Source organism: Amycolatopsis pithecellobii, assembly GCF_009707865.1.
Taxonomy (GTDB): domain Bacteria; phylum Actinomycetota; class Actinomycetes; order Mycobacteriales; family Pseudonocardiaceae; genus Amycolatopsis_E; species Amycolatopsis_E pithecellobii.
In genome coordinates this window covers 23346-46056 of record NZ_WMBA01000002.1, presented here as the reverse complement: position 1 = coordinate 46056, position 22711 = coordinate 23346, and the positions used below count along the sequence as shown (strand labels likewise).

20 protein-coding genes are annotated in these 22711 nt (G+C 68.2%); 8 read left to right on the top strand and 12 right to left on the bottom strand.

The window, feature by feature from the left end:
- Nucleotides 1-270 precede the first annotated feature (270 nt).
- Genes GKO32_RS01640 through GKO32_RS01625 form a run of 4 tightly spaced genes read right to left on the bottom strand, consistent with a single transcriptional unit; the run spans nt 271 to nt 3956 of the window.
- Entirely contained in the window at nt 271-1404 is a 1134-nt protein-coding gene (locus tag GKO32_RS01640; RefSeq protein ID WP_154754944.1) for a THUMP-like domain-containing protein, read from the bottom strand.
- A complete protein-coding gene (locus tag GKO32_RS01635) occupies nt 1405-2370 on the bottom strand; it encodes a class I SAM-dependent methyltransferase (RefSeq protein ID WP_312867401.1) in 966 nt (321 codons plus the stop codon).
- Between the two features lie 2 nt (nt 2371-2372).
- A complete protein-coding gene (locus tag GKO32_RS01630; RefSeq protein ID WP_312867400.1) occupies nt 2373-3152 on the bottom strand; it encodes an enoyl-CoA hydratase/isomerase family protein in 780 nt (259 codons plus the stop codon).
- Between the two features lie 39 nt (nt 3153-3191).
- Nucleotides 3192-3956, bottom strand: a complete 765-nt coding sequence (locus tag GKO32_RS01625) for an ABC transporter ATP-binding protein (protein WP_154755095.1) — start codon at nt 3954-3956, stop codon at nt 3192-3194.
- A 371-nt stretch (nt 3957-4327) separates the two neighbouring features.
- Here GKO32_RS01625 and GKO32_RS01620 point away from each other — a divergent pair, with 371 nt between their 5' ends.
- On the top strand, nt 4328-4867 hold the full coding sequence (locus GKO32_RS01620) for a cysteine dioxygenase (RefSeq protein ID WP_154754943.1): 540 nt from the start codon (nt 4328-4330) through the stop codon (nt 4865-4867).
- Entirely contained in the window at nt 4864-5253 is a 390-nt protein-coding gene (locus GKO32_RS01615) for a rhodanese-like domain-containing protein (protein ID WP_154754942.1), read from the top strand. The genes GKO32_RS01620 and GKO32_RS01615 overlap by 4 nt, the downstream gene beginning before the upstream one ends.
- On the opposite strand, the gene GKO32_RS01610 is transcribed toward GKO32_RS01615, so the two are convergent.
- Entirely contained in the window at nt 5254-5955 is a 702-nt protein-coding gene (locus GKO32_RS01610) for an SDR family oxidoreductase (RefSeq protein ID WP_154754941.1), read from the bottom strand. It abuts the gene before it with no gap.
- A 136-nt stretch (nt 5956-6091) separates the two neighbouring features.
- Between GKO32_RS01610 and GKO32_RS01605 the strand changes: the two genes are divergently transcribed.
- On the top strand, nt 6092-7024 hold the full coding sequence (locus GKO32_RS01605; protein WP_154754940.1) for an AraC family transcriptional regulator: 933 nt from the start codon (nt 6092-6094) through the stop codon (nt 7022-7024).
- Between the two features lie 3 nt (nt 7025-7027).
- Here GKO32_RS01605 and glgP read toward each other — a convergent pair whose 3' ends face one another.
- Nucleotides 7028-9556: an alpha-glucan family phosphorylase gene (gene glgP / locus GKO32_RS01600; RefSeq protein ID WP_154754939.1), complete on the bottom strand. Its 2529-nt coding sequence runs from the start codon at nt 9554-9556 to the stop codon at nt 7028-7030.
- Between the two features lie 59 nt (nt 9557-9615).
- Here glgP and GKO32_RS01595 point away from each other — a divergent pair, with 59 nt between their 5' ends.
- From GKO32_RS01595 to GKO32_RS01585, 3 genes are all read left to right on the top strand, one after another.
- On the top strand, nt 9616-11037 hold the full coding sequence (locus GKO32_RS01595; protein WP_154754938.1) for a neutral zinc metallopeptidase: 1422 nt from the start codon (nt 9616-9618) through the stop codon (nt 11035-11037).
- Between the two features lie 104 nt (nt 11038-11141).
- Complete coding sequence (locus GKO32_RS01590) at nt 11142-11549, top strand: YciI family protein (protein WP_154754937.1); 408 nt, start codon at nt 11142-11144, stop codon at nt 11547-11549.
- On the top strand, nt 11546-12721 hold the full coding sequence (locus tag GKO32_RS01585; RefSeq protein ID WP_312867399.1) for an RNA polymerase sigma factor: 1176 nt from the start codon (nt 11546-11548) through the stop codon (nt 12719-12721). The genes GKO32_RS01590 and GKO32_RS01585 overlap by 4 nt, the downstream gene beginning before the upstream one ends.
- Here GKO32_RS01585 and GKO32_RS01580 read toward each other — a convergent pair.
- Entirely contained in the window at nt 12669-13535 is an 867-nt protein-coding gene (locus tag GKO32_RS01580) for a TetR/AcrR family transcriptional regulator (protein WP_312867398.1), read from the bottom strand. The two genes, GKO32_RS01585 and GKO32_RS01580, sit on opposite strands and share 53 nt — an antisense overlap.
- Here GKO32_RS01580 and GKO32_RS01575 point away from each other — a divergent pair.
- Nucleotides 13507-14370: an SDR family oxidoreductase gene (locus GKO32_RS01575; protein WP_154754935.1), complete on the top strand. Its 864-nt coding sequence runs from the start codon at nt 13507-13509 to the stop codon at nt 14368-14370. The genes GKO32_RS01580 and GKO32_RS01575 overlap by 29 nt on opposite strands.
- A gap of 63 nt (nt 14371-14433) precedes the next feature.
- Here the strand turns inward: GKO32_RS01575 and GKO32_RS01570 are convergent, their stop codons facing one another.
- Together GKO32_RS01570 and GKO32_RS01565 are read right to left on the bottom strand one after the other, a co-directional pair.
- Entirely contained in the window at nt 14434-15351 is a 918-nt protein-coding gene (locus GKO32_RS01570) for a tetratricopeptide repeat protein (RefSeq protein ID WP_154754934.1), read from the bottom strand.
- A 67-nt stretch (nt 15352-15418) separates the two neighbouring features.
- Nucleotides 15419-15715 (bottom strand): thiamine-binding protein, encoded by a 297-nt coding sequence (locus GKO32_RS01565; protein WP_154754933.1) that lies wholly within the window; start codon nt 15713-15715, stop codon nt 15419-15421.
- A gap of 76 nt (nt 15716-15791) precedes the next feature.
- Here GKO32_RS01565 and GKO32_RS01560 point away from each other — a divergent pair, with 76 nt between their 5' ends.
- On the top strand, nt 15792-16292 hold the full coding sequence (locus tag GKO32_RS01560; protein WP_154754932.1) for a MarR family winged helix-turn-helix transcriptional regulator: 501 nt from the start codon (nt 15792-15794) through the stop codon (nt 16290-16292).
- A gap of 43 nt (nt 16293-16335) precedes the next feature.
- Here GKO32_RS01560 and GKO32_RS01555 read toward each other — a convergent pair whose 3' ends face one another.
- The 3 genes from GKO32_RS01555 to GKO32_RS01545 form a co-directional block, all read right to left on the bottom strand.
- Nucleotides 16336-16704, bottom strand: a complete 369-nt coding sequence (locus GKO32_RS01555) for a DUF3817 domain-containing protein (RefSeq protein WP_312867397.1) — start codon at nt 16702-16704, stop codon at nt 16336-16338.
- Nucleotides 16705-16855: 151 nt separating this feature from the next.
- Entirely contained in the window at nt 16856-19213 is a 2358-nt protein-coding gene (locus GKO32_RS01550; RefSeq protein ID WP_154754931.1) for a GH92 family glycosyl hydrolase, read from the bottom strand.
- A 3-nt stretch (nt 19214-19216) separates the two neighbouring features.
- Nucleotides 19217-22360, bottom strand: coding sequence for a GH92 family glycosyl hydrolase (locus GKO32_RS01545; RefSeq protein WP_512698960.1), 3144 nt, complete (start codon nt 22358-22360; stop codon nt 19217-19219).
- Nucleotides 22361-22711: the final 351 nt, after the last annotated feature.

Below are 22711 nucleotides of genomic sequence, written 5' to 3'. Positions count from 1 at the left end.
ACGGCGCGCGAGTCGAACGTTCGTGGCACGCGAGTTGCGCGTTCACGGTGCGCGAGTCGAACGTTCACGGCACGCGAGTTGAACGTTCACGGCCTCCCCAACGCTCAACTCGCACCTCCGCAACGCTCAACTCGCCCGTCCGCAACGCTCAACTCGCGGGTCCCCAACGCTCAACTCGCACCTCCCCAACGCTCAACTCGCACCTCCCCAACGCTCAACTCGCGGGTCCCCAACGCTCAACTCGCGGGTGCGCAACGCGCAACTCGCGGGTTAAGCCGCGGCCGTGCAGAGGAAGGCGACCGGGGACCGGCCGATCCTGGTCAGCACCGCGGTCGCCGCACCGGTTCCCCGGAGTTTGAGCCGTTTGCGCAGTGCGTCCGGGTCGATGTCGAGGCCGCGGACGAGGATCTCCAGCCTGCCGATGTCATGCCGTTTCAGCGCGACACGCAGCGCCTTTTCCTGGTACGGGCCGTGCTCGAAAATCCGGAACGCACGCACCCCCGGCGGGGGCTCGTCCCCGGTCAGGTAGGCGATGCGCTCGTCGAGCTGCCACAGGCCGTGCCGCGCGCCGTAGTGCTTGACCAGGCCCGCCCGGACCACGGCGCCGTCCGGATCGATGATCCACTCGCCGGGCGCACCGGCACCGATGTCGTCCGCCTCGTCCGACGTGATCGTCCACTGTGGACCATCGCTGCGCAGTACCGTTGCCCGTCGGCCGGTCGAGGCGAGCCCGCCCGTCCACAGGCACGCCTCCCGCACCTGCCCGTCCAGCGACACCAACTCGACCTCGTCCGCCCAGGTCAGCGCGGTGAAATCGAGCCCGGGAGACACCTTGACCGCCAGCTCCCGCCCGGCATACACCTCGGCCAGCCGGTCCAACGGCGGAGCGAAATCCTCCGGCCGCCAGCGCCGGCCCCGCGCGTCCCGGCGCGCCGGGTCGGCGACGATGACCGTGCCCCGGCTCACCGGGTGCAGCGCGTCGGCCCGCACGAGAGGCACGTCGGGGCAGTTGTGCCGGGCCATCGCCAGCCGAACACTGTCCACATCGGACCCCACGACCCGGTCTGCGACCTTCGCCAGCTCGACGAGGTCGGCGCCGATCGAGCAGGTCACGTCGTGCACGTCACGGCCTTGGAGCCGGGCCGCGCGATGCCGGGCCACGGCGGACGCGCTCGCCTGCTGGAGCGCGTCGCCGGTGAACAGCCAGCCCCTGACGTCGAGTTTCGCGCGTGCCTTCCGCCGCAGCGCCACGGTTTCCAGCACCGCCGCCGCGCGCTCCCCTGCGATCCGCCGCGCGGCCTCGACGTCGGGAATCCGCGTGGGGTCCAACTCGGCGCACTCGCTGAGGACACGCTCGGCCGAGCGCAGGAACGCGACGTCGTCGAGTGAGAACGCGTACGCCAACTACGGCCGCTTCACGCCGGTGATCATCACGTTGTAGAACAGTTGCCGCGGCAGCACCCTGGCCAGGATCTTCTTGTCCAGTGCGGAAAGCCGCAGCCACAGGTGGTAGGCGAACAACCGCCAGCGCACGGTCAGTTTCTCGGCGGGCACGGCCGCTTCGAACGTACGGATCGGCCAGCCCGCCAGTGCCGCCGCGAACTCCTCGGTCACCGCGCGGACCTCCGTTGCGCCCGCGCCGCGCGCCATCCGCTCCAGGTCACCGGGGTCGAACGTGTGGATGTCGACGACAGCTTCCAGCGCGGCGGCGCGCGAGGACTCGTCCAGTTCCTCCTGCGGGCGCCGCCAGGCCGACAGTGGGCCGAACTTCGTCACGTTCGTGGTGAGCCACCACGTGAGCTGGCCGAGCTTGCGGGCGTAGAAGTCGCCGATCTTCGTCGGCTCGCCCGCGAACACGAACCGCCCGCCCGGCTTGAGCACCCGCAGCACCTCGCGCAGCGCGGCCGGCACGTCCGGGATGTGGTGCAGCACCGCGTGCCCGACGACCAGGTCGAACGTGTTGTCCGGGTACGGGATCCGCTCGGCGTCGGCGACCCGGCCGTCGACGTCGAGGCCCAGCTTCTCCGCGTTGCGCAGCGCGACCCGCACCATGCCCGGCGACAGATCGGTGACCGAGCCCTTCTTGATCACCCCGCCCTGCATCAGGTTCAGCAGGAAGAATCCGGTGCCGCTGCCCAGCTCCATCGCCGTGGGATAGGGCTGGCCGTCCTCACCGGCGACGGCGTCGAACACGTCGGTGGCGTAGGAGATGCAGCGCTCGTCGTAGGAGATCGACCACTTCTCGTCGTAGGTGCCGGCCTCCCAGTCGTGGTAGAGGACGTTGGCCAGCTTCGGGTCCGCGTAGGCCGCCTTGACCTGCTCGGCGGTCGCATGCGGGTTCGGCGGCGGATCAACTACAGCATCGGACACGTCTACCTCCCTTCGAAGGTGGCCTTGCCCGGACCGTTCTCGATGAACGAGCGCATGCCGTTCTGCTGATCTTCGGTGGCCCACAACGAAGTGAACAGGTGCGTCTCGAGTTTGAGCGCGCTGGCGAGATCGACTTCGAGGCCGCCGTCGATCGCCGCCTTCGCGTGCGCCAGCGCGATCGCGGGCCCCTCGGCGAACCGCGCCGCCCACTGGTGCGCGGTTTTGTAGACGTCGTCGGGCGCGACCAGTTCATCCACGATGCCCAGGCTCAGCGCTTCTTCGGCACCGGCGAACCGTCCGGTGAACACGAGGTCCTTGGCCTTGCTCGCGCCGACCAGCCGGGCGAGCCGTTGCGTGCCACCGGCACCGGGGATGACGCCGAGCAGGATCTCGGGCTGGCCGACCCGCACGTTGTCCCCGGCGATCCGCCGGTCCGCGGCCAGCGCCAGCTCCAGCCCGCCGCCGAGGGCGTACCCGGTGATCGCGGCGACGACCGGCTTCGGGATCGCGGCGACCGAGGCGACCGTGTTCTGCAGCGCGGCACCGAAGGACTGCATCTGCGCATACGACCGGGCGGCCATCTCCTTGACGTCGGCGCCACCGCAGAACGTCTTCTCGCCGCCGTAGAGGATCACCGCGCGGACGTCGTCCCGCTCCGTCGCCTCACGAGCCACCTGCCCCAGCTCCTGCTGGACCTGGTTGTTGATGGCGTTGACCGGTGGCCGTTCCAACCGGATCGTGCCGATCCCGCCGTCAACCTCGAGCCGTACGAACTCGCCCACGCTGGCACCCTCTCTCCCAACCGGTTACTGACCGGTACCCTACCGCCGCCGTGCGAAAAACCGGTCGCCCGAACGCTCCAGCAGCAGGTCCTGGTCGAACGTCTTGGACAGGTTCTCCGCCGTCAGCACCTCGTCGATCAACCCAGAGACCACGGCGCGGCCCTCACGCAGCAGCAACGCGTGCGTGAACCCGGGCGGGATCTCCTCGACATGGTGGGTCACCAACACCGTCGCAGGCGCGTCCGGGTCCAGCGCAAGCGTGGACAACCGCGCCACCAGATCCTCGCGGCCACCGAGGTCGAGGCCCGCGGCCGGCTCGTCGAGCAGCAGCATCTCGGGGTCGGTCATCAGCGCGCGGGCGATCAGGACGCGCTTGCGCTCGCCCTCGGACAGGGTGCCGAAAGTGCGCTCCGCGAGATGTGTCACACCCAATGCGGCGAGCAGCTCCATCGCCCGGTTCAGATCGAGGCTCTCGTACTCCTCGCGCCACCGGCCGATGACCGCATAACCGGCGCTGACCACGACATCCTTGACCATTTCGTCGCCGGGGACCCTGGCCGCGAGCGCCGCGGAGGTGAAGCCGATCCGGGGCCGCAGTTCGAAGATGTTGACCTTGCCGATCCGCTCGCCGAGGAGATCGATGGTGCCGGTCGTGGGGTGCAACTCGGCGGCGGCAAGGCGCAGCAACGTCGTCTTGCCCGCACCGTTCGGGCCGAGTACGACCCATCGTTCGTCCAGCTCAACCGCCCAGTCGAGGTCGGCGAGCAGGTCGTTGCGGTGGCGGCGGACCCCTACGGCCGACATCCGCACCACGAGGTCGTCAAGGTTGTCGCTCACGCGCCCATTGTGGTGGTCGCCGGGCGGTCTCCCGGCAGCGGCCCCGTACCAGAACGTGAGACGTCACCTGGGGTAGCCGAAACCGTGGCACCATCGCTCTGTGCACACGTCCCTGACCTTCCCGCCTGCCGGGCGCCTCTGGCGTGACCGCACCGTCGATCTGCTCCTCGTGGCCTCGTGTGGCTGTACCGGTTCGTTCACCGTGTCCGGTTACTAGTCCGACCAAAAGCAGGCAGGACCCCCAGCAGCAGGTAACCGTTCCTGCGCAAGCCGGATGGCCGTGACTGTGGTCGGACTAGAACGAACAGCGCAGTACCCAGACCACACAGGAGTCTCTGTTGACCCAGTCCCTTCTTGACATCGAGATCCACCCGCACCTGACCGGCGCGCTCGCCCCCGATGCCCTCGCCCCGTCGCGTCTACTGTGGACACCCGCGCAGCTGGCCGACCTGACCGGCAAGGTCACGCGCGAGCTGGCCGGTCCACTTCGTGAGATCCTGCACTTCGACGCCGAGCGGCGCTGGTGGGCCCGTCTCGCGCTGACCGACGGGCTCGAGCTGTGGCTGCTGGCGTGGCTGCCGGGCCAGCACACCCAGCCGCATGACCACGGTGGCGCGTCTGGTTCGTTCACCGTGCTGCAGGGAGAACTCACCGAGGAATACCGCTATCCCGGCGGCCCGATCCGCACGCGCACGCACAAGGCCGGTGACGGCCTCGGCTTCGGCGCGGGGCGCGCGCACCAGGTGACCGGCGCCGGAACCGCGCCGTCGGCCAGCGTGCACGCGTACTCGCCGCCGCTCGTGCCGACTCGCGCCTACGCGTCGCTGGCCGACGTGCCGAGCGAAATCCCGCCGCTTGCGCCAATATTGCCCCGATGACGATCGATGAGATGCTCGCCGAGGCCCGGTCCCGGCTGGACCGGGTCGACCCGGCGGGCGCGCGGGCTCTGCAGGACCAGGGCGCGCTGATCGTGGACATCCGGCCGTTTTCGAACCGGGCCGCGGAAGGCGAGATTCCCGGCTCGGTGCCGATCGAACGCATCCACCTGGAATGGCGCCTCGATCCGGCGAGCGCGCACCGGCTGCCCGAGGTGCGTGCCGATCGGCCGGTTGTGGTGGTGTGCAACGAGGGTTACGCGTCCAGCCTCGCCGCGGCGGATCTGCAGCGCCTCGGTGTGCGGGCGACGGATCTCGACGGCGGCTTCCGGGCGTGGCGCGCGGCCGGGCTACCGGTGCGGGAAGGCCCCACACCGGCGGTGCCCTGACTACACCTGCTGCTGGTAGAACTCCGCGGGGTCGTTCGCCAGCGAAGCCTTGACGTAGGCGCTCCATTCGTCGGCCAGCACCTCGAGTTTGCCGTTCTCGATACCGTCGAGCGCGAGGCGCACGACCTCGGCCGGGTCGGTTTTCGGCACGTCGTAGCCGGCCATCATGTCGGTGTCCACGGACCCCGCGTGCACAGCCGTGACGAGGGTGCCCTGCTCGGCGAGCTCCAGCCGGATGCCGTTGGTCAGCGCCCACTCGGCCGATTTCGCGGCACCGTAGGCGTTGACACCGTTGAAGGCGAACCAGGACAACGCGGAAACGTTGTTGAGGATCGCGCCGCCGCCGTTCGCACCCAGGATCGGCGCGAAGGCGCGGACGACGTTGAGCGTGCCGAAGAAGTGTGTCTCCATGTCCAGGCGGATCTTGTCCAGCTCACCGGTGACGAGGTTGCTCGTGGTGTTGATGCCGGCGTTGTTGATCAGCAGCGTCACGTCCTGTGCGACGGCCGCGACCTCCGCGACCGAGGCCGGGTCGGTGATGTCGAGCCGCAGCGCCTCGACGCCGGGGATGTCGATGCTTTCCGGGTTCCTGGCGGTGGCATAGACCTTCGCGGCGCCGCGCGCCAGCAGCTGCTGGGCGAACTGCTTGCCCATGCCGCGGTTCGAGCCGGTGACGAGTGCGACCGAGTCGGCGATCTTCATGTTCTCTCCTCCATCTGAGCGGGATACCACAACCGTATGGAGCACCCGTGCAGCCGGTCGATGATCGAAATGAGCAGGAAGATATCCGTCTGTCGCAACGCGGTCGGTCTGTGCGTTCAGTCGGTACCGTGAGGGCATGGATCTTCTTGCCGATGTGCTGGCCGTGGGCGGCGTCCGCGGCACCGTCGCCGCCCGGCTCGAACTCGGGGACACCTGGGGTTTCTCCTGGAGCGAGATCCCGGGCGCGGTGTTCTACGCCGTCACTTCCGGCACGGCGTGGCTCGGTGTGCCCGGCCACGAGCCGGTGCGGCTGATGCCGGGTGATGTGGTGCTGCTGCCCACCGGGACCGCGCACACGCTCAGCAGCGGGCCGGGTGTCGCGACGAGGTCGTGCCACGAGACGCTGCCCGACCCCGACGGCGTGCTGCGGTTCGGTTCGGGTGAAAGCAAGACGCACATCCTCGGCGCCACGTATGACTACGACCCGGCGGTTTCGACGCAGGTCATCACGTTGCTGCCGGACATCGTGCACATCCGCGCGGACAGCGGCGCCACTTCGCTCGACGATGCGGTCCGGCTGCTGGCGCGGGAGCTGTCGCATCCGCAGCTGGCGACGACGGTCGTGCTGGACCGGCTCGTCGACATCCTGCTCATCCAGCTGCTGCGGGTGTGGCTGGCGAAGGTTCCGGCCGAGGCGAACGGGACGTGGCTCGGTGTCCTCAACGATCCGCTGGTCGGTGTCGCGATGGCGAAGCTGCACGAGGCCCCGGCGCGGGCCTGGACCACGGAGAGTCTCGCCGCGGAACTGGCCGTCTCCCGGGCCACACTGTCGCGCCGATTCCTTGCGGTGGCAGGGGAAACGCCCGGGAGCTACCTGACGAAGTGGCGCATGGACCTCGCCGCGGTCCGGCTCCGCGACACCGACGACACACTCGAATCCGTCGCACGGGCCGTCGGCTACACGTCCGTCTACGCGTTCAGCCGCGCCTTCCGGCGGGCACGCGGCCAGGCCCCCGGCCGCTACCGCTCCGACGCCCGCACCGGAAGCGACGCGGTGCTGGCGAGCTGAGTCTCACGAAGCCAGCACCACCTTCCCCAGCTCCGCGGGCGTAGCCAGCAGGGGGTGCCTCGGCAGGACACGCACCGTGTACCCGATCGAGCCGGCGTGCGGAAGGCGCAGCGTCGCCGTGAACAGGCCACCGCCGGCGGGGTGCATCGGTACCGTCACCGGTTCGGACAGCTCGTCGGTGTCACCCACCCGGCCGACCACCGCCTGAACGTCCACTTCGGACGCATCGAGGCCGGCGAGTTCCACCCGGGCTTCGACACGCACCTCACTGCCGACGACGAGTCCGTCCGCGGTCAGCTCGCTGTCGAAGATTTTCACCTGCGGCCACACCGTGTCGATCCGCTTCCGGTAGTCCGACAGCGATCGCGCGCCCGCGAAGGAATTCCGCACCGCGGCCTCGACCGCCGTCGCGGCCGGGTGGTAGCAGGTTTCCACGTACTCACGCACCATCCGCGACGCCTGCACGCGCGGGCCCAGCGTATCGAGCGTGTGCCACACCATCGACATCCAGCCCGCCGCCACCCCGCGCTCGTCACGGTCGTAGAACAGCGGTGCCACCTGCTGCCCCAGCAGGTCGTACAACGCGGCCGACTCCAGTTCGTCGCGGCGCAACGGGTCCCGGATGCCGTCGGCGGTGGGAATCGCCCAGCCGTTGCTGCCGTCGTAACACTCGTCCCACCAACCGTCCCGAATGGACAGATTGAGCCCACCGTTGAGCGCCGACTTCATCCCCGACGTCCCGCAGGCCTCCAAGGGCCGCGTCGGATTGTTCAGCCACACATCGCAACCGCGGTAGAGATAGCGGGCCATCGACATGTCGTAGTCGGGCAGGAAGACCAAGTGTCGACGGATCGCAGCGTCATCGGCGAACCGCACGATCTGCTGGATAAGCTGCTTGCCACCCTCGTCGGCCGGATGCGATTTTCCCGCCACCACAATCTGGATCGGCCGGTCCTCGTCGAGCAGCAGCGCACGCAACCGTTCCGGGTCACGCAGCATCAACGTCAGCCGCTTGTACGTGGGAACGCGGCGCGCGAAGCCGACGGTGAGCACATCCGGGTCGAACACCGTGGTGATCCAGCCCAGTTCGAGCGCGGACGCGCCGCGCTGCAACCACGAATCACGAACCCGGCGCCTGACCTCGGCCACCAGTTTCTGCCGCAGATCCCGCCGCAGCGCCCACAGTTCTTCGTCGGAAACGCCCTGCTGGCTGGGAAGTTGGCCGTTGTGTCCCCACGCCTTGTGCTTGCCGCCGAGCAGCGCCGTGAGCTCGCGGGCGACCCAGGTCGGGCCGTGGACGCCGTTGGTGACCGAGGTGATCGGCACCTCGTCCTCGTCGAAACCCGACCACAGCCGCGCGAACATCCGCCGGGACACCCTGCCGTGCAGCTGCGACACCCCGTTCGCGCGCTGGGCGAGGCGCAGTCCCATATGCGCCATGTTGAACATGCCCGGGTTGTCCTCGGCACCCAGCGCCAGCACGCGCCGCGTCTCGATCCCCGGCAGCAGGCGGCCGTCGCCGAAGTAGTGCTGAACGAGGTCCACCGGGAACCGGTCGATCCCGGCGGGCACCGGGGTGTGCGTGGTGAACACCGTGCCGGCGCGCACCGCGGAGAGCACCTCGTCGAACCCGAGACCGTGCTCGGTGATGATCTCGCGAGTTCGTTCCAGACCGAGGAAACCGGCGTGGCCTTCGTTGGTGTGGAACACCTCCGGCTGCGGATGCCCCATCAGCTCGCAGTACCGCCGCACCGCGCGCATCCCGCCGATCCCGGCCAGGATCTCCTGCCGGATGCGGTGATCGGCATCACCGCCGTAAAGCCGGTCGGTGACGCGGCGAAGGTCCTCGTCGTTGGCGTCCACGTCGGTGTCCAGCAGCAGCAACGGCACCCGGCCGACGTGCGCCTGCCACACCTGCGCGTACAGATCACGCCCGCCCGGCATCGCGACGTCGACCAGCACCGGCGAGCCGGCCTCGTCGGTGAGCAGTTCCAGCGGCAGCCCGTTGGGGTCGATCACCGGGTAGTGCTCGAGCTGCCAGCCGTCGAGTGAGAGCCCCTGCCGGAAGTAGCCGGAGCGGTACAGCGGGCCGACTCCGATCATCGGCACACCCAGATCGGACGCGGCCTTGAGATGATCACCCGCGAGCACGCCGAGGCCACCGGAGTAGTTCGGCAGCGCCTCGTGCACCCCGAACTCCATGCAGAAGTACGCGATCGCCGCCGGCCCGTCGGCCTGTTGCTGCTGATACCAGCGGTCCTCGGTGAGGTAGCGCTCGAGATCCTCCGTCACCGCGTTGGCCCTGGCCAGGAAATCCTCGTCACCCGCCAGTTGCGCGAGACGACTGGGGGAAACGGCGAGCAGCATCCGCAGCGGGTCCCGGACACGGCGGAAGAGTTCGTCGTCCATCGACGCGAACAGATCGCGGGTCGGCGGGTGCCACGTCCAGCGCAGATTGGTCGCCAGCGCCCGCAGACCGGCCAGTGATTCCGGCAGGCTCGCGCGCACGGTGAAGCGGCGGATTGCTCTCATGGAAATTGAGAATATCGGTTACTGTCCGGTGTCCGAAGCTGATCAGGAAGCGGGTGAGGATGCGCGCACGGACGTTGGTCGCCTGCGTGACCTCGGTGTTGTTAGCTGGGCTGATGGCCTGTAGTGGGACCACTGACGGGGGCGCGGCCGGCTCGGTCGCGGGTTTACCGGTCACCCATTTCCAGAGCGGGCTGCGCTCCGATGCCCCGACGCCGAGCCTTGACGTGCAAAATGTGAGCGACAATGAGGCAGACCGGATCGCGACCGCGACGATCGCCGATGTCGAGGATTACTGGTCCAAACAGCTGCCCGATGACTTCGGTGTCGGCTTCCAGCCGGTGAGTTCGCTCCTTTCGTACGATTCGAACGGCGCCAACCAGCAGAACGGCTGTGGGAACACGCAAAAGAACGTCAACGCGTTCTACTGCGGCGCGGACGATTCGGTCGCTTGGGACCGGGGTGTGCTGCTGCCGACGATGATCAAGCAGTTCGGCCCGTTGTCGGTGGTGACGGTGCTGGCGCACGAATTCGGGCACGCGGTGCAGTTCCGGTTGCAGGCCAAGGCCGGCATCACCCGCACGACACCGACGATCGTCAAGGAGCAGCAGGCGGACTGTTTCGCGGGCAGCTACTACCGGTGGGTCGTCGAAGGGAACAGCAGGTACTTCACCGTTTCCACCGCTGAGGGTCTGAACGCGGCGCTGTCTTCGCTGTTCCTGGTGCGCGACAGTGCGGGCACCTCGGCGCAGGACAGGCAGGCGCACGGCACGGCGTTCGACCGGATCTTCGCTTTCCAGCTCGGTTTCGAGAAGGGGCCGAAGGAATGCGCGGGGATCAACATGCAGAACCTCCAGCCGCGCCTGACGGAACGCCCCTTCGACCCCGAGGACGTCAACGGGGGCACCATCGACATCGACGACCAGACTGTCGGCTTGTTGAAGGAAAGTCTCGACGCGGCGTTCGCCGGGGCCAAGGCCCCCGCACCGAAGATCGTCGACGGCACGGGCGCCTGCAAGGGCGGGCCCGCCACCCCGCCGGCGTCGTACTGCCCGGCGAACAACACCGTCAACATCGATCTGCGGGCGCTGGCGAAGCTGGGCCGGCCGGTGGACCAGGGCGCGGAATTCCGGGGCCGGACGGACGGCGGGCGCGGCGACTTCGCGGCGCTGTCGGAGATCGCCTCGCGGTACGCGCTGGCGATCCAGAAGGGTGTCGGCGCGTCCCTGGACAACGCCAACGCAGGCCTGCGGACAGCGTGCCTTGTCGGCGCCTGGGCCGCCGCGGCGAACAACCTGACCGACACGAAACTGCGCCTGTCCGCCGGCGACCTCGACGAGGCGATCTCGGACCTGCTGCGCCCGGACAGCCTCGTGGCCGCCGACGTCAACGGCAAGCGAGTGGACGCCGGTTTCAACCGCGTCGAGGCCATGCGGATGGGCTTCCTGCAGGGTTCGAGCCCGTGCTCGAAGGAATACGGATAGCAGCCGGAAAAAAGTTTTGGCCGTGATGTCGAGATCCGGTGAGCGGCCCCGTCCCCGGGTTGAATGTGACCACAATGGGTCGCACGGAACCGAGGAGAGACATCATGGCCAAGTACCTGCTGCTCAAGCACTACCGCGGCGCCCCGGCAGCGGTCAACAACATCCCGATGGACCAGTGGACGCCCGAGGAGATCTCGGACCACGTGAAGTACATGAACGACTTCGCGGCCCGGCTCGAAGGGACCGGCGAGTTCGTCGACGGTCAGGCGCTGGCCCCCGAGGGCGCGTGGGTGCGGTACGACGGTGAGGGTCGCCCGCCGGTCACCGACGGCCCGTTCGCGGAGACGAAGGACCTCATCGCCGGCTGGATGGTGATCGACGTCGACAGCTACGAGCGCGCCGTCGAGCTGGCCGGCGAGCTCTCGGCCGCACCCGGGGCGGGCGGCAAGCCGATCCACGAATGGCTCGAGGTGCGCCCGTTCCTCGGCGCCGAGCACATGGTGACCGAGTGAACGAGGCACTGCTCCGGGAACTGGTGCCTGCGGTGATCGGTGTCCTCGTCCGGCGCGGAGCGGATTTCGCGTCGGCCGAGGACGCCGTGCAGGAAGCTCTGATCCGGGCGCTGGAAACCTGGCAGGCCGACCCGCCGCGGGACCCGAAGGGGTGGCTGGTCACCGCGGCCTGGCACCGGTTCATCGACGCGACGAGAGCGGACACCGCCCGCCGCCGGCGTGAGGACCGCGTCGACTACGACGCCGAACCGGCGCCGGTGCCCGCGGTGGATGACACCCTCCAGTTGTACTTCCTGTGCGCCCACCCGTCGCTGACGCCGGCGTCCGCGGTCGCGCTCACACTGCGTGCCGTGGGCGGGCTGACCACCCGCCAGATCGCCCAGGCCTACCTGGTGCCCGAGGCGACCATGGCGCAACGCATCAGCCGGGCCAAGCGCACCGTCTCCGGCGTGCGGTTCGACCAGCCCGGCGACGTCGCGACCGTGCTTCGCGTCTTGTATCTGGTGTTCAACGAGGGCTACTCCGGCGATGTCGACCTCGCCGCCGAGGCTATCCGGCTCACCCGGCAGCTCGCGGCCGCGATCGACCACCCCGAAGTGGCCGGGCTGCTCGCGCTCATGCTGCTGCACCACGCCCGGCGCGCCAGCCGGACCGCACCCGACGGCAGTCTCGTCCCGCTCGCGTCGCAAGACCGGTCCCGCTGGGACACCGCGTCGATCGCCGAGGGGGTCGAAATCCTGCAGGCCGCACTCGCCCGCGACCAGCTGGGCGAGTTCCAGGCGCAGGCCGCGATCGCGGCGCTGCACGCGGACGCGCCCACTGCCGAGGAGACCGACTGGGTGCAGATCGTCGAGTGGTACGACGAGCTGGTCCGCCTGACTGACAGCCCCGTCGTCCGCCTCAACCGCGCCGTGGCCGTCGGGGAAGCCGACGGCGCACGGGCGGGGTTGGCGGAGCTCGCGGGTCTTGACGAGTCACTGCCGCGGTATTCGGCGGTGGCTGCCTATCTGCACGAGCGCGACGGGGATCTCTCGGTGGCGGCTCGGCTGTATGGGGAGGCGGCGCGGAAGGCGCTCAATCTGGCTGAGCGCGATCATTTGACCCGGCAGGCGGCTCGGGTCAATTCGGTTTTGCGGTCTCAAGATCAGAGGATGTCCTCGCCGCCGGGCTGACGTTGCCGCCGGCTCGATCGAGCCACTCGGACAGGAGGGCACGTTCGGCGTCGGAGAGCATCGGCAGCTTCGGCGCCAGGGCCCGGAAGGCGAGCGCTGCCGCGGTCGTGCCGTCTTCGGGGAGCGGCGGCTGATCGGTCAGGATCGATCGCGTCACCGCGTCGTACATCGCGTCGGCAAGGTCGAGGTGCCGGTCTTCCGATGGGGCGGACAACAGGGTAAGCACGACGCCGACGCCGGCGGCATGGATGATTTCGACGGCGCGACGTTCGGCGACACGAAGCCTGCCGGCTGCTGCAACACGGCGCACCCGGGCGCGCAGCACCTCCAGGCCGGCGGCCGTTGCCGGTGAGGAACCCCCGCGGCCGGGGTCGGTGAGCAGGCCGAACACCGCCGGGTTGGCCAGCCCGAAGCCGATGTGCGTGTCCCACCCGGCCCGAAGATCCGCCACCGGGTCGCCGTTGTCTTCGGCGAGCGTCTTCCCGGCGACGTAGGTGGCCAAGACGTGCTCTGCGACGGCGTCGAGCAATGCGTCTTTGTCGTCGAAGAACCGGTAGATGGTCGGCGCCTGCATGTCGGCCGCCTGCGCGACCGCGCGGGTGGTGACCGCATGCGGGCCCTTTTCACGCAGCAGCCGCGCCGCAACCTCCACGATGCGTTCTCGCGTCTGCTGTCTGCTCGTGTTCACCGGTTTCGTCTCCGCCATGCCCTCATCATAACCGCTGTTAATATCCTTGTTGCTAACATCGATAGCATCAGTGTTCACACCAGGGATGGGATGTAAAATGATCATCATTACCGGCGGCACCGGCACGCTCGGCGCCCAGATCGTCGATCGGCTGCTCAAGCGAGTTCCGGCCGATCGGGTCGGCGTGAGTGTTCGCGACACCAGTCGTGCCGGCGACCTGGCCGCACGCGGGGTACGCGTCCGGCGGGGCGATTTCACGGACACGTACTCCCTCGCCGAGGCGTTCGAGGGCGCAACGCAGGTACTCATCGTCTCGACGAACCAGATCGGCGAGGCAGCGATCACCCAGCATATGGCGGCGATCGACGCCGCGCGCGATGCCGGCGTCAGACGAATCCTCTACACGAGCCACCAGGGCGCTGCCGACAAGTCGGTCTTCCCTCCGATGCCCAACCATGCCGCCACCGAGCGCTACCTGGTGCAGACGAGCACACCGTTCACCGCACTGCGCAACGGGTTCTACGCCAGCACCGTCCCACTCCTGCTCGGTCAGGCGCTGGAGACCGGTGAGCTCGTCGTGCCGGCCGACGGACCCGTCTCGTGGACCACGCATGCCGACCTCGCCGAAGCGACGGCGATCACCCTCGCCGACGAGGGCCGGTTCGATGGGCCGACACCGCCGCTGACCGCACCAGACGCGCTCGACTTCAGCGACATCGCCGATATCCTCACCGAACTCACCGGACGCACGATCCGCCGCATCGTTGCCGACGACTCCGAGTGGACGGCCAGTTTGATCGGACACGGTATGCCCGCAGACCAGGCGGCCATCCTGCTCGACATGTTCCAGGCAGCACGCCGCGGGGAGTTCGCCACCACCGGAGGAGAACTCGAGAACCTCCTCCAGCGCCCAGCCACACCGCTTCGTTCGGTCCTGGAGGCAGCCGTCAGCCGGCGCTAGCGTCCCGGCTTGCTCGCTGTGACCGCCCGGCCCAGGCGGTCACAGCGCACTCGACCCGACCCCTTAGAACAACGCCGAAGCCAGGTCTCGCCTTGCTTTGGCCACTCGCTCGTCTGCTGGGTCGAACAGCTCGAACAGACCCACCAGGTGTTCGCGCACCCGGTTGCGGTCGTCGCCGAAGGTTCGGCGGATCGTGCTGATCAGGCGGGCGAAGGCGTCCTCGATCTTGTTCTGCGCCACCTCGAAGTCCGCCGCCGCGAGTTGGGCGTGCAGGTCGGCCGGGTCGGCGTCGGCGCGGGCCACGGCTGACGGGTCCGCCTGCTCGGCCCTGGCGGCGAACCGGACCTGGGTCAGCGCCGCCTTCGCCAGCTCGTTCGCCGGTTCCGTGTCGAGAATGCGCTGGTACGCCGCCTCCGCCGCGCTGTAGTCACCGCGCTCGAAAGCGTCCTCGGCCTCGGTGAAACGCGGGTCCTCCGGCACCTCGGCCTCGGCGGCGGGCTGCGCGTCCCGGATGCTGGGCAGCTTGTCCTTGAGCGCATCCAGCAACGCGTTGAGCCACTTCTTGACCTCCGGCTCCGGCAGGGCGCCCGCGAAGGCGTCGACCGGCTGGCCACCGGCGATCGCCACGACCGTGGGGATCGACTGCGCACCGAACAGCTGCGCGATCCGCGGGTTCGCGTCGACATCGACCTTCGCCAGTACCCAGGCACCACCGGCCTGGCCGGCCAGGCGCTCCAGCACCGGGCTGAGCTGCTTGCACGGCCCGCACCAGTCCGCCCACAGGTCCACGATCACCAGCTGCTGCAGGGACCGTTCGACGACATCGGCCTGGAAGGAAGCCTCGGTGACCTCGAAGACGGCGCCGGTCGGCGCCTGTGGCTGGGGGCCGCCCGGCGACGGTGCTGCCGGCTGCTGGCGCGAGGCGTCCGCACGTGCCTTGAGCGCGGACAGATCAACCGCGCCCGACAGCGCAGCCGACATGGCTGCTGAGTTCGCTGATCCGCGTGGATTCGTCACACTTCCATCCTGGCACGCCAACTCACAAGAATCACCGCAGGTGCTGTTCCACCCGTTCGACCTTCGCTTCGAGCTGACCGGTGTAGCCGGGCCGGATGTCGGCCTTCAGCACCAGCGACACCCGCGCGGAGCCCTCGCCGGCGGCTTCGACCGCCCGTTTCACGACCTCCATGACTTCGTCCCACTCACCCTCGACGTTGGTGAACATCGCGTTCGTGGAATTCGGCAAGCCCGAATCGCGGACCACCTTCACCGCCCGCGCGACGGCCTCGCTGACTCCTCCCTCGGGGTCGCCACCCGACGGACTCACACTGAAAGCGACCAGCATCGGCATTCCTCTCTCTTGCCTTCTCAGCCCCCACCCTGCCCCATCGACCCGGTACCCGCTGGTAGCTTCCCTGGTCATGAACCGCGCATTGCCGTTTGACCCGATCGCCCGCGCCGCCGAGTTGTGGGAAGAGCGGATCGGCCCGTCCGGCACGATGGCCGCGGTCACGGGGTTGATGCGCGTCCAGCAGATCATCCAGTCCGCTGTGGACGGCGCACTGAAACCCCACGGGCTCACGTTCGCCCGCTACGAGGCGCTCGTGTTGCTCACCTTCGCCCGCCGCTCCAGCCTGCCGATGCGGGTGATGGGCGAACGCCTGCAACTGCACCCGACGAGCGTGACGAACATTGTGGACCGTCTCGAGCGCGACGGTCTCGTCAAGCGGGTCCCACACCCGACCGACCGGCGCACCACGCTCGTGGAGATCACCGACGACGGACGGGCCCGGCACGCGGAAGCGACCAAGGCGGTCACCGAAATCGATTTCGGTCTGGTCGGCCTGACCCCCAACCAGACCGTTCAGCTCACCGACCTGCTCACCAAGATCCGCAAGGCCACCGGCGACTTCGTGGACTGAACGAAGAAGCCCCCGCCGGGATGGGCGGGGGCTTCTTCGAAGATCAGGCGGCGGCGGTTTCCGCTTCGCGGACGAACAATCCGGTGCCGCCAGAGGTGAGGCGCTCCGGGCCGTCGAGCCTGCCGGTGCGCAGCGCCCACTTCTCGAACCACCACGTGAACAGCGGCGGGATGCTGGCGAGCAACGCGAGCACGAGGGTCTTCGGCTTCCAGCCGAGGGGGCGGAACACGGCGAGCGTCACCAGCACGTAGCAGATGAAGATCACCCCGTGGACCATGCCCAGCACCGGCACGCCTCCCTCATGGGACGCGGAGAAGCCGTACTTCAGGATCATCCCGATCACCAAGCCGGCCCAGGAGAACGCCTCGGCGACGGCGGCCACGCGGAACACGAGAGCGGCCTTGCTGGACACTTCTTCCTCCTCAATGGATAAACACAAAAAAGCCCGACAACATGTCAACCACGATGTCGGACGTTTCAAGTACCAAGTGTGCTCCGTGACGCCGCTCACCAGCACACCGGGGGGTCGTGATCATCGTCACGACCCCCCGGTGTGCGGCCTGTCAGCTCGCGCAGGGCGAAGGCGGCGCACCGCCGGAACCGCTGGCCCACGTGGCATTCGCGGCGTCGGTGGTGAGCCGGAAGTCCAAGGTGGACCCTCGGGTCAGCTGCTCGAGCCCGACGTAAGCATGGTCACTCAAGACGCCGTTGACGCGCAGCCCTTGGACGTACTGGATCCGTGACGCGTCCGCACCGTCCGATTTGAGCACGATGTCCCGGCCGTTCTCCAAGTGCACCACGGCTTTGCCGAACGACGGCGCGCTCAGCACGAACTGTCCCGTGCCGGGCACCGCCGGGTAGAGCCCGAGCGAGCTGAACACGTACCAAGCGGACATCTCGCCGAGATCGTCGTTGCCAGTGACCCCGTTGGGCGCGTTGGTGAACAACGTGTGCGCCGCCCGGAGCACCGCGGAAGTCTTCCACGGCTGCCCCACGAGCGTGTACATCCAGGGCGCGTGCAGATCCGGTTCGTTGTTCGGGTTGTACCGGAACTGGTTGTAGTAGTTGTACGGCCCGGTGACCCATTCGTCGCGCACCGTGCCCGCCGGGTCGGCAAGGAGATCGTTATAGGCGAAGAAATCGTCGAGCCGCGCGGCCGCCTGGCCCGCACCACCCATCCGCTGCACCAGGCCGGGGATGTCCTGCTGGACCAGCCACTGGTACTGCCACGCCGTGCCCTCGTGGAACCCGTCCTGTCCCTGCGGGGTGAACGGGCCGGACGCCGGGGTGAACCAGTCGCCACCGGTGACCTTGGGACGCGGGAACCCGGTGAACCCGCGATCGGAAACGCCGGCGTCCCAAAGGTTCTGGTAGCTGCGGCCCTTCTGCGCGAGCGCCGCCGCGTCGTCCGTCCTGCCGAGACTCTTCGCCATGATCGACAGCGAACAGTCGGCCAGCGCGTACTCCAGGGTCGCCGAGGCACCATGCGCCGGGTCGGTGTCCTGCCCCTTCTTCGGGAAGTTCGGGTCGTACTGGACGAACCCGTTGGCCTGGTAGTTCCCGTTGCCCGCGCGGCCCTGGAACGGCGAGCTCGCCGGCGGGATTTGCGTCGAGTTCTGCAGAAGTGCTTGGTAGGCCTGCATTTCCTGCCCGCTCAACGCGCCGAACCGCCACAGGTCCACCAGGAATGGAGTGACCGGGTCACCGCTCATCGTGTTCGTTTCCTGGTTCGCGTACGCCCACCGCGGCAGCCAGCCACCCTGGTCGTGGATCGCCAGCACGCTTCGCGCGATGTCGCGGGCCCGGCTCGGGCGCAGCAGGGCCAGCAACTGGTTCTGCGAACGATAGGTGTCCCACAACGAGAAGTACTGGTAGTACGTCCAGCCGACGGCGCGGTGGACCTGGTTGTCGAAACCGCGATAACGGCCGTCGGCATCGTTACCGGTCAACGGTTGCAGGAGCGTGTGGTACAGCGAGGTGTAGAACACCGTCCGGTTGTCCGCGCTACCACTCCTGATGTCCACACTGGACAGTTCCTGCCGCCAGGTTCGCTGCGTGGCTGCCTTGACCCGGTCGAAGTCACGATTTCCTTCGGCTTCGAGATTGCGCCGGGCACCATCGGCGTCCACATAGGAGATCGCCGTGGTGGCCGTGACAGACTTGGGGTCGGCGAAGGTGAGCCAGGCACCGCGCAACCCGGCACCGCCCGCCGATTCCTTGCTGCCCGGGGTGCCGCCGGTCGGCGACCACGTGCCATAGCTCGTGAACGGCTTGTCGAAGGTCGTGCGGAAGTAGGTCGTGTACGGCTTGCCACCGCAGAACGCCTGCGACTCGACCGTGCCCTCGACGGTGCGGTCGTCGACGATCCGGACGCTGCTGCCGCTCACGGGTTCCTTGTCATCGGCCTGCCCGGTGTTGACGAACACGTTGGCAGGACCGGACTTGTCGAAGGTGTAGCGCTCGACGCCGGTGTGCGTCGTCGCCGTGGTTTCGACGTCGATCCCGCCGGATCCAGTCAGATGCACCTTGTAGTAACCGGGTTTGCCCACCTCACCGTCGTGCGTGTACGGCGAGGCATACACCTTCTGGTCGAAAGTGGACGGTTTCGCCGGGTCGAAGGTGCCGGTGGTGGGCAGGGTCGAGACCAGCCCGCCCTGCTCCCAGCACCCCGCGCCGGACAGGAAGAAGTGCCCGAAGCCGCGGATCGCGGTGTCGGTGTACTGGTAGCCGGCGTAGTGCGAACCGATGGGACTCACCTGCGTCATCCCGAACGGCGCGGAGGCACCGGGGAAAGTGTTGCCTTCGTCCTGCGTCCCGATGAACGTGTTGACCGAATCGAGCACGTCACCCGGCGCGGCCGTGGCCACCGGGGCGATGGTGGCCACCGGAAGCAGCGCCACGATCGCGAGAACTCTCTTCATACCTCAGCCAACTCCGATCGCGAAGACATGCAACTGTCCACCTGAGACGTTCTGCGGCAACGTGACACTTTGGACGGTCTTGCCGGCGGCCAGTGCGATCGGCGCGCTGGCGAACACGTAGGTGTTGATCTGCTGCGGGTTTCCGCCACCGCTGTTGCGATACGGCGTGGTGAAAGCGATCTGGTTGCCGAACGCCGGTTGCGCGCCGCCACCGCCGAGCGTCCAGTCGGAGAAGCCCAGGTTCGCCGTGGTGGTGCTGCCGTCGGTGTAGGTGATCGTCACCGTGCCCGAGGCGTTGCCGTTGGCACCGGCGCCGAGGAACGCGAGCCGCCCACTGCCGGACACGGTCACCCGCTGCCCCTGTGCGATCGCGTTGTCCGGCGAACCGGCCGGAAAACCGGGCCAGCTGTAGGACAGCCCACCCACGTTGACCGTGCTGCCCGCCTTCGCACCGGCGGCGGCCAGCGCGTCGGCGGAGTAGCTCCAACCGCCACCATCGAAGTTCCCTGCGGCCGGCTTGGCGTCCGGCGAAATTCCGGCGTTGTTCACCGTGGCGAGCCAGCTCCCCGGTTGCGCGACAAGCACACCGAGCGTGGCCGACAGCTGACCGGCACCGCTCAACGTGATCGGCACCTGATAGCGCCCGTCGGCCGTTCCGCCCGCGACGCTCACCGTCACGGTCGCCTGAGCCTTGCCGCCGGCAGGAAGGACGAGATCACCGGAAGACGGGGTGACCGTGATCCCCGCCGGTGGCGCGGCGGTCCAGTGCCAGGTCCGGGTGGTACCGGACAGGTCCTGCGCGCCGATCGACGCGGTGCCGCTGGTGCCGCTCGGCACCACCAGACCTGATGGGTCCACAAAGGACACAGCAGGTGTCTCACCATCCCGGAAGGACGGTGGCGCGTCGGCCGCGGCGGCACCCCACGACGTGTCTGGCGTGCCGGACAGTGCGAAGTCGAGCGTGCCGCCGTTGGCGACGAATGCCTCGGGCAGCCACGGTTTCGTCGTGGTGACGCCGTTGACCTTCAACCCTGTCACATACTGACCGCTGCCCGTGGCGTTGATCGTGATCTTCTTGCCGAGCCCGGTGGTCAGCACGACGTTCGAGAACGACGGCGAGCCGAGCACGAGTTCGGCGCGGCCAGGGATCTCCGGGTACATACCGAGGGCCGACCAGACGTACCACGAGGACATCTGCCCGAGGTCGTCGTTTCCGACGATGCCTTCCGGGTTCGGGTTGTACAGCTGGGTCATCGCCCGCCGCACGAGCGCCTGCGTCTTGTACGGCGCTCCGGCGAAGTCGTACAGCCACGGGGCGTTCGCGTTGGGTTCGTTGCCAAGAAAGGCATGCGGATCCTGGGTCCCGGCGTTGAGTTCGGTGAAGAATTCGTCCAAACGCGACTGAGTCGGCTGGTTCCCGCCATAGGCGGTGACCAGTCCGGCCGCATTGTACGGCACCATCCAGCTGTACTGCGCGCCATTTCCTTCAACCCAGCCGGACGAGCCGGCCGGGTTGTACGGCGTACTGAACGTGCCATCGGCCTGACGCGGCTGGAGGTAGCCGGTCGCAGGGTTGTACAGGTTTTGCCAGTACTGAGCCCGTTTCATGAAGCTCTGATACGTCGAGCTGTCTCCCAGCCGCTGCGCGAGCTGGGCGATGGAGAAGTCCGCGCTCGTGTACTCCAGAGTGTCCGCACCGGCACCCGGCACGTACCCGAGCGTCTGATAGTCCGCCAGTCCCGGGCGCTCGGTATAGCCCTGCGTGGTGGGCTGGGTGGCGCCACGGACCATCGACAGCAAGGCGGTGTTCGCGTCGAAGTCCTTGGCGCCGAAGGCATACGCACTGGAGACGATGATGTGGTACGGGTCGCCGTTCATCACGCCGGTGTAGTCGTTCGCCACCGTCCAGCGGTCCCACGACCCGCCCTGCGCCGCGTAGGCGATCATCGACCGCGCGATATCGGAAGTCTCCTTGGGCGCCAGCAAAGCCAGCAGCTGGATTTCCGAGCGATAGATATCCCAGCCGGAGAAGTTGGTGTACATCGCGTGGCCGCGGTCGGCCGTGTGCACCCGGCCGTCGAATCCGGTGTACCTGCCGTCGGCGTCGGAGAAGACGTTCGGCTGGATCAGCGAGTGATAGAGCGCGGTGTAGAACGTCGTCTTGTCGGCGCGCGAGCCGCCCGTCACCTGAACCTGGTTGAGCCGGTCGTTCCACGCCTTGCGGGCCGCGGCGGCGACGTCGTCGAACGAGCGGTGGTTGTTCTCCGCGCGCACGTTCGCCTGCGCCCCATCGGTGGACACAAAGGACAGTCCTACTTGGACGTTCACGGAGGCGCCCGGCGCGAACGTGACGTAACCGCCACTGCCGGGTCCGCTCACCGTCGTGTTCGTCGGCGGCCTCGACTGCGAGCGCGCCATCATCGTCTGCGGGGCGATTTTCGCCTGTGCGCCACCGTTTTCGGTGGTCTTGCCCGGGGTGACGGTGCCGTTGCGCCAAGTTCCGATCGATGCGAAGGGCTGGTCGAACTTCGCGTAGAAGTACACGCGGTAATGGGAGTCGGTGCCACAGAAGCGGCCGCTGGCGGCCCAGCCGCTGACGCTGTCGCGCCCGATCGTGATCTGCGCGTCGTCGGTGCCCGTGATCGAGCCCGAGCTGTTGATCAGCAGAGTCGCGGGGCTGTTCTGTGGATAGGAGAACCGGCCGGAGCCGGTGCGCTGGGTCGCGGTCAGCTCGACGTTCACGCCGCTGTCCAGTTTGACGGCGTACTTGCCGGCCGTCGCCTGCTCATTCGCGTGCGAGAACGGCATCGTGTACCGGCCGGGATCGGTCGCGGGCGAAGTGGTGACCTCGCCCGCGTACGGAATGAATGGGATGTCCTCATAGGTGTCGCAGCCGGCGCCGGAAAGGTGCGTCAGGCTGAAGCCCTTGAGCGCGGTGCTGTCGTAGAAGTAGCCGCCCTGCTGCTCGGTGACGGTGTCGGGACTCCACTGCATCATCCCGAACGGCACCACCGCGCCGGGGAACGTGTTGCCGGCGCCGCCGCCAGTGCCGTGGTCCGCGCCGCCAGGACGGGTCCCGACGAAGGGGTTGACCCACTTCGCCAGATCCTGCGGCGCCGGCGCCGCAGCCGCCTGCACGGTCGGCACGACACCAGAGGTAACCATGAGGCCGGCGACCAGCGCCAGCCCCCGTCTGCTGCGCCGTTCGTGACCAATCCGACTACAGCCACGGCGGAAATAGTTCCTACGAGCAGGTCGGCTGCGGATGCGTATCCGCCTGCTTCCGGTCGGCTTGGTAACCTGCGAAAGCCCCATCAGCCCCTCCTGACAACCTTGTCGTGGCGCCTCACTGTTGTTACCGGCTGACAAGCAGGTCAAGAATCAGGGCGAATTCTGTCTCGTTCCGGACAAGCGCTACTCCATACGTCCCAAGGGATACCGCTCACCTAACGTTCAGACCATTGACAACCGGGCGCCCTCGGGTGTGCAATCCGCAGC

Bases quoted from the DNA above. Each gene is read 5' to 3' on its own strand.
- GKO32_RS01550 (WP_154754931.1), bottom strand. From the start codon at position 19,213: ATGAAGAGAGTTCTCGCGATCGTGGCGCTGCTTCCGGTGGCCACCATC.
- GKO32_RS01590 (WP_154754937.1), top strand. From the start codon at position 11,142: ATGGCCAAGTACCTGCTGCTCAAGCACTACCGCGGCGCCCCGGCAGCG.
- GKO32_RS01575 (WP_154754935.1), top strand. From the start codon at position 13,507: ATGATCATCATTACCGGCGGCACCGGCACGCTCGGCGCCCAGATCGTC.
- GKO32_RS01625 (WP_154755095.1), bottom strand. From the start codon at position 3,956: ATGTCGGCCGTAGGGGTCCGCCGCCACCGCAACGACCTGCTCGCCGAC.
- GKO32_RS01560 (WP_154754932.1), top strand. From the start codon at position 15,792: ATGAACCGCGCATTGCCGTTTGACCCGATCGCCCGCGCCGCCGAGTTG.
- GKO32_RS01595 (WP_154754938.1), top strand. From the start codon at position 9,616: ATGCGCGCACGGACGTTGGTCGCCTGCGTGACCTCGGTGTTGTTAGCT.
- GKO32_RS01570 (WP_154754934.1), bottom strand. From the start codon at position 15,351: ATGTCGGCTGCGCTGTCGGGCGCGGTTGATCTGTCCGCGCTCAAGGCA.
- GKO32_RS01615 (WP_154754942.1), top strand. From the start codon at position 4,864: ATGACGATCGATGAGATGCTCGCCGAGGCCCGGTCCCGGCTGGACCGG.
- GKO32_RS01610 (WP_154754941.1), bottom strand. From the start codon at position 5,955: ATGAAGATCGCCGACTCGGTCGCACTCGTCACCGGCTCGAACCGCGGC.
- glgP (WP_154754939.1), bottom strand. From the start codon at position 9,556: ATGAGAGCAATCCGCCGCTTCACCGTGCGCGCGAGCCTGCCGGAATCA.
- GKO32_RS01605 (WP_154754940.1), top strand. From the start codon at position 6,092: ATGGATCTTCTTGCCGATGTGCTGGCCGTGGGCGGCGTCCGCGGCACC.
- GKO32_RS01565 (WP_154754933.1), bottom strand. From the start codon at position 15,715: ATGCTGGTCGCTTTCAGTGTGAGTCCGTCGGGTGGCGACCCCGAGGGA.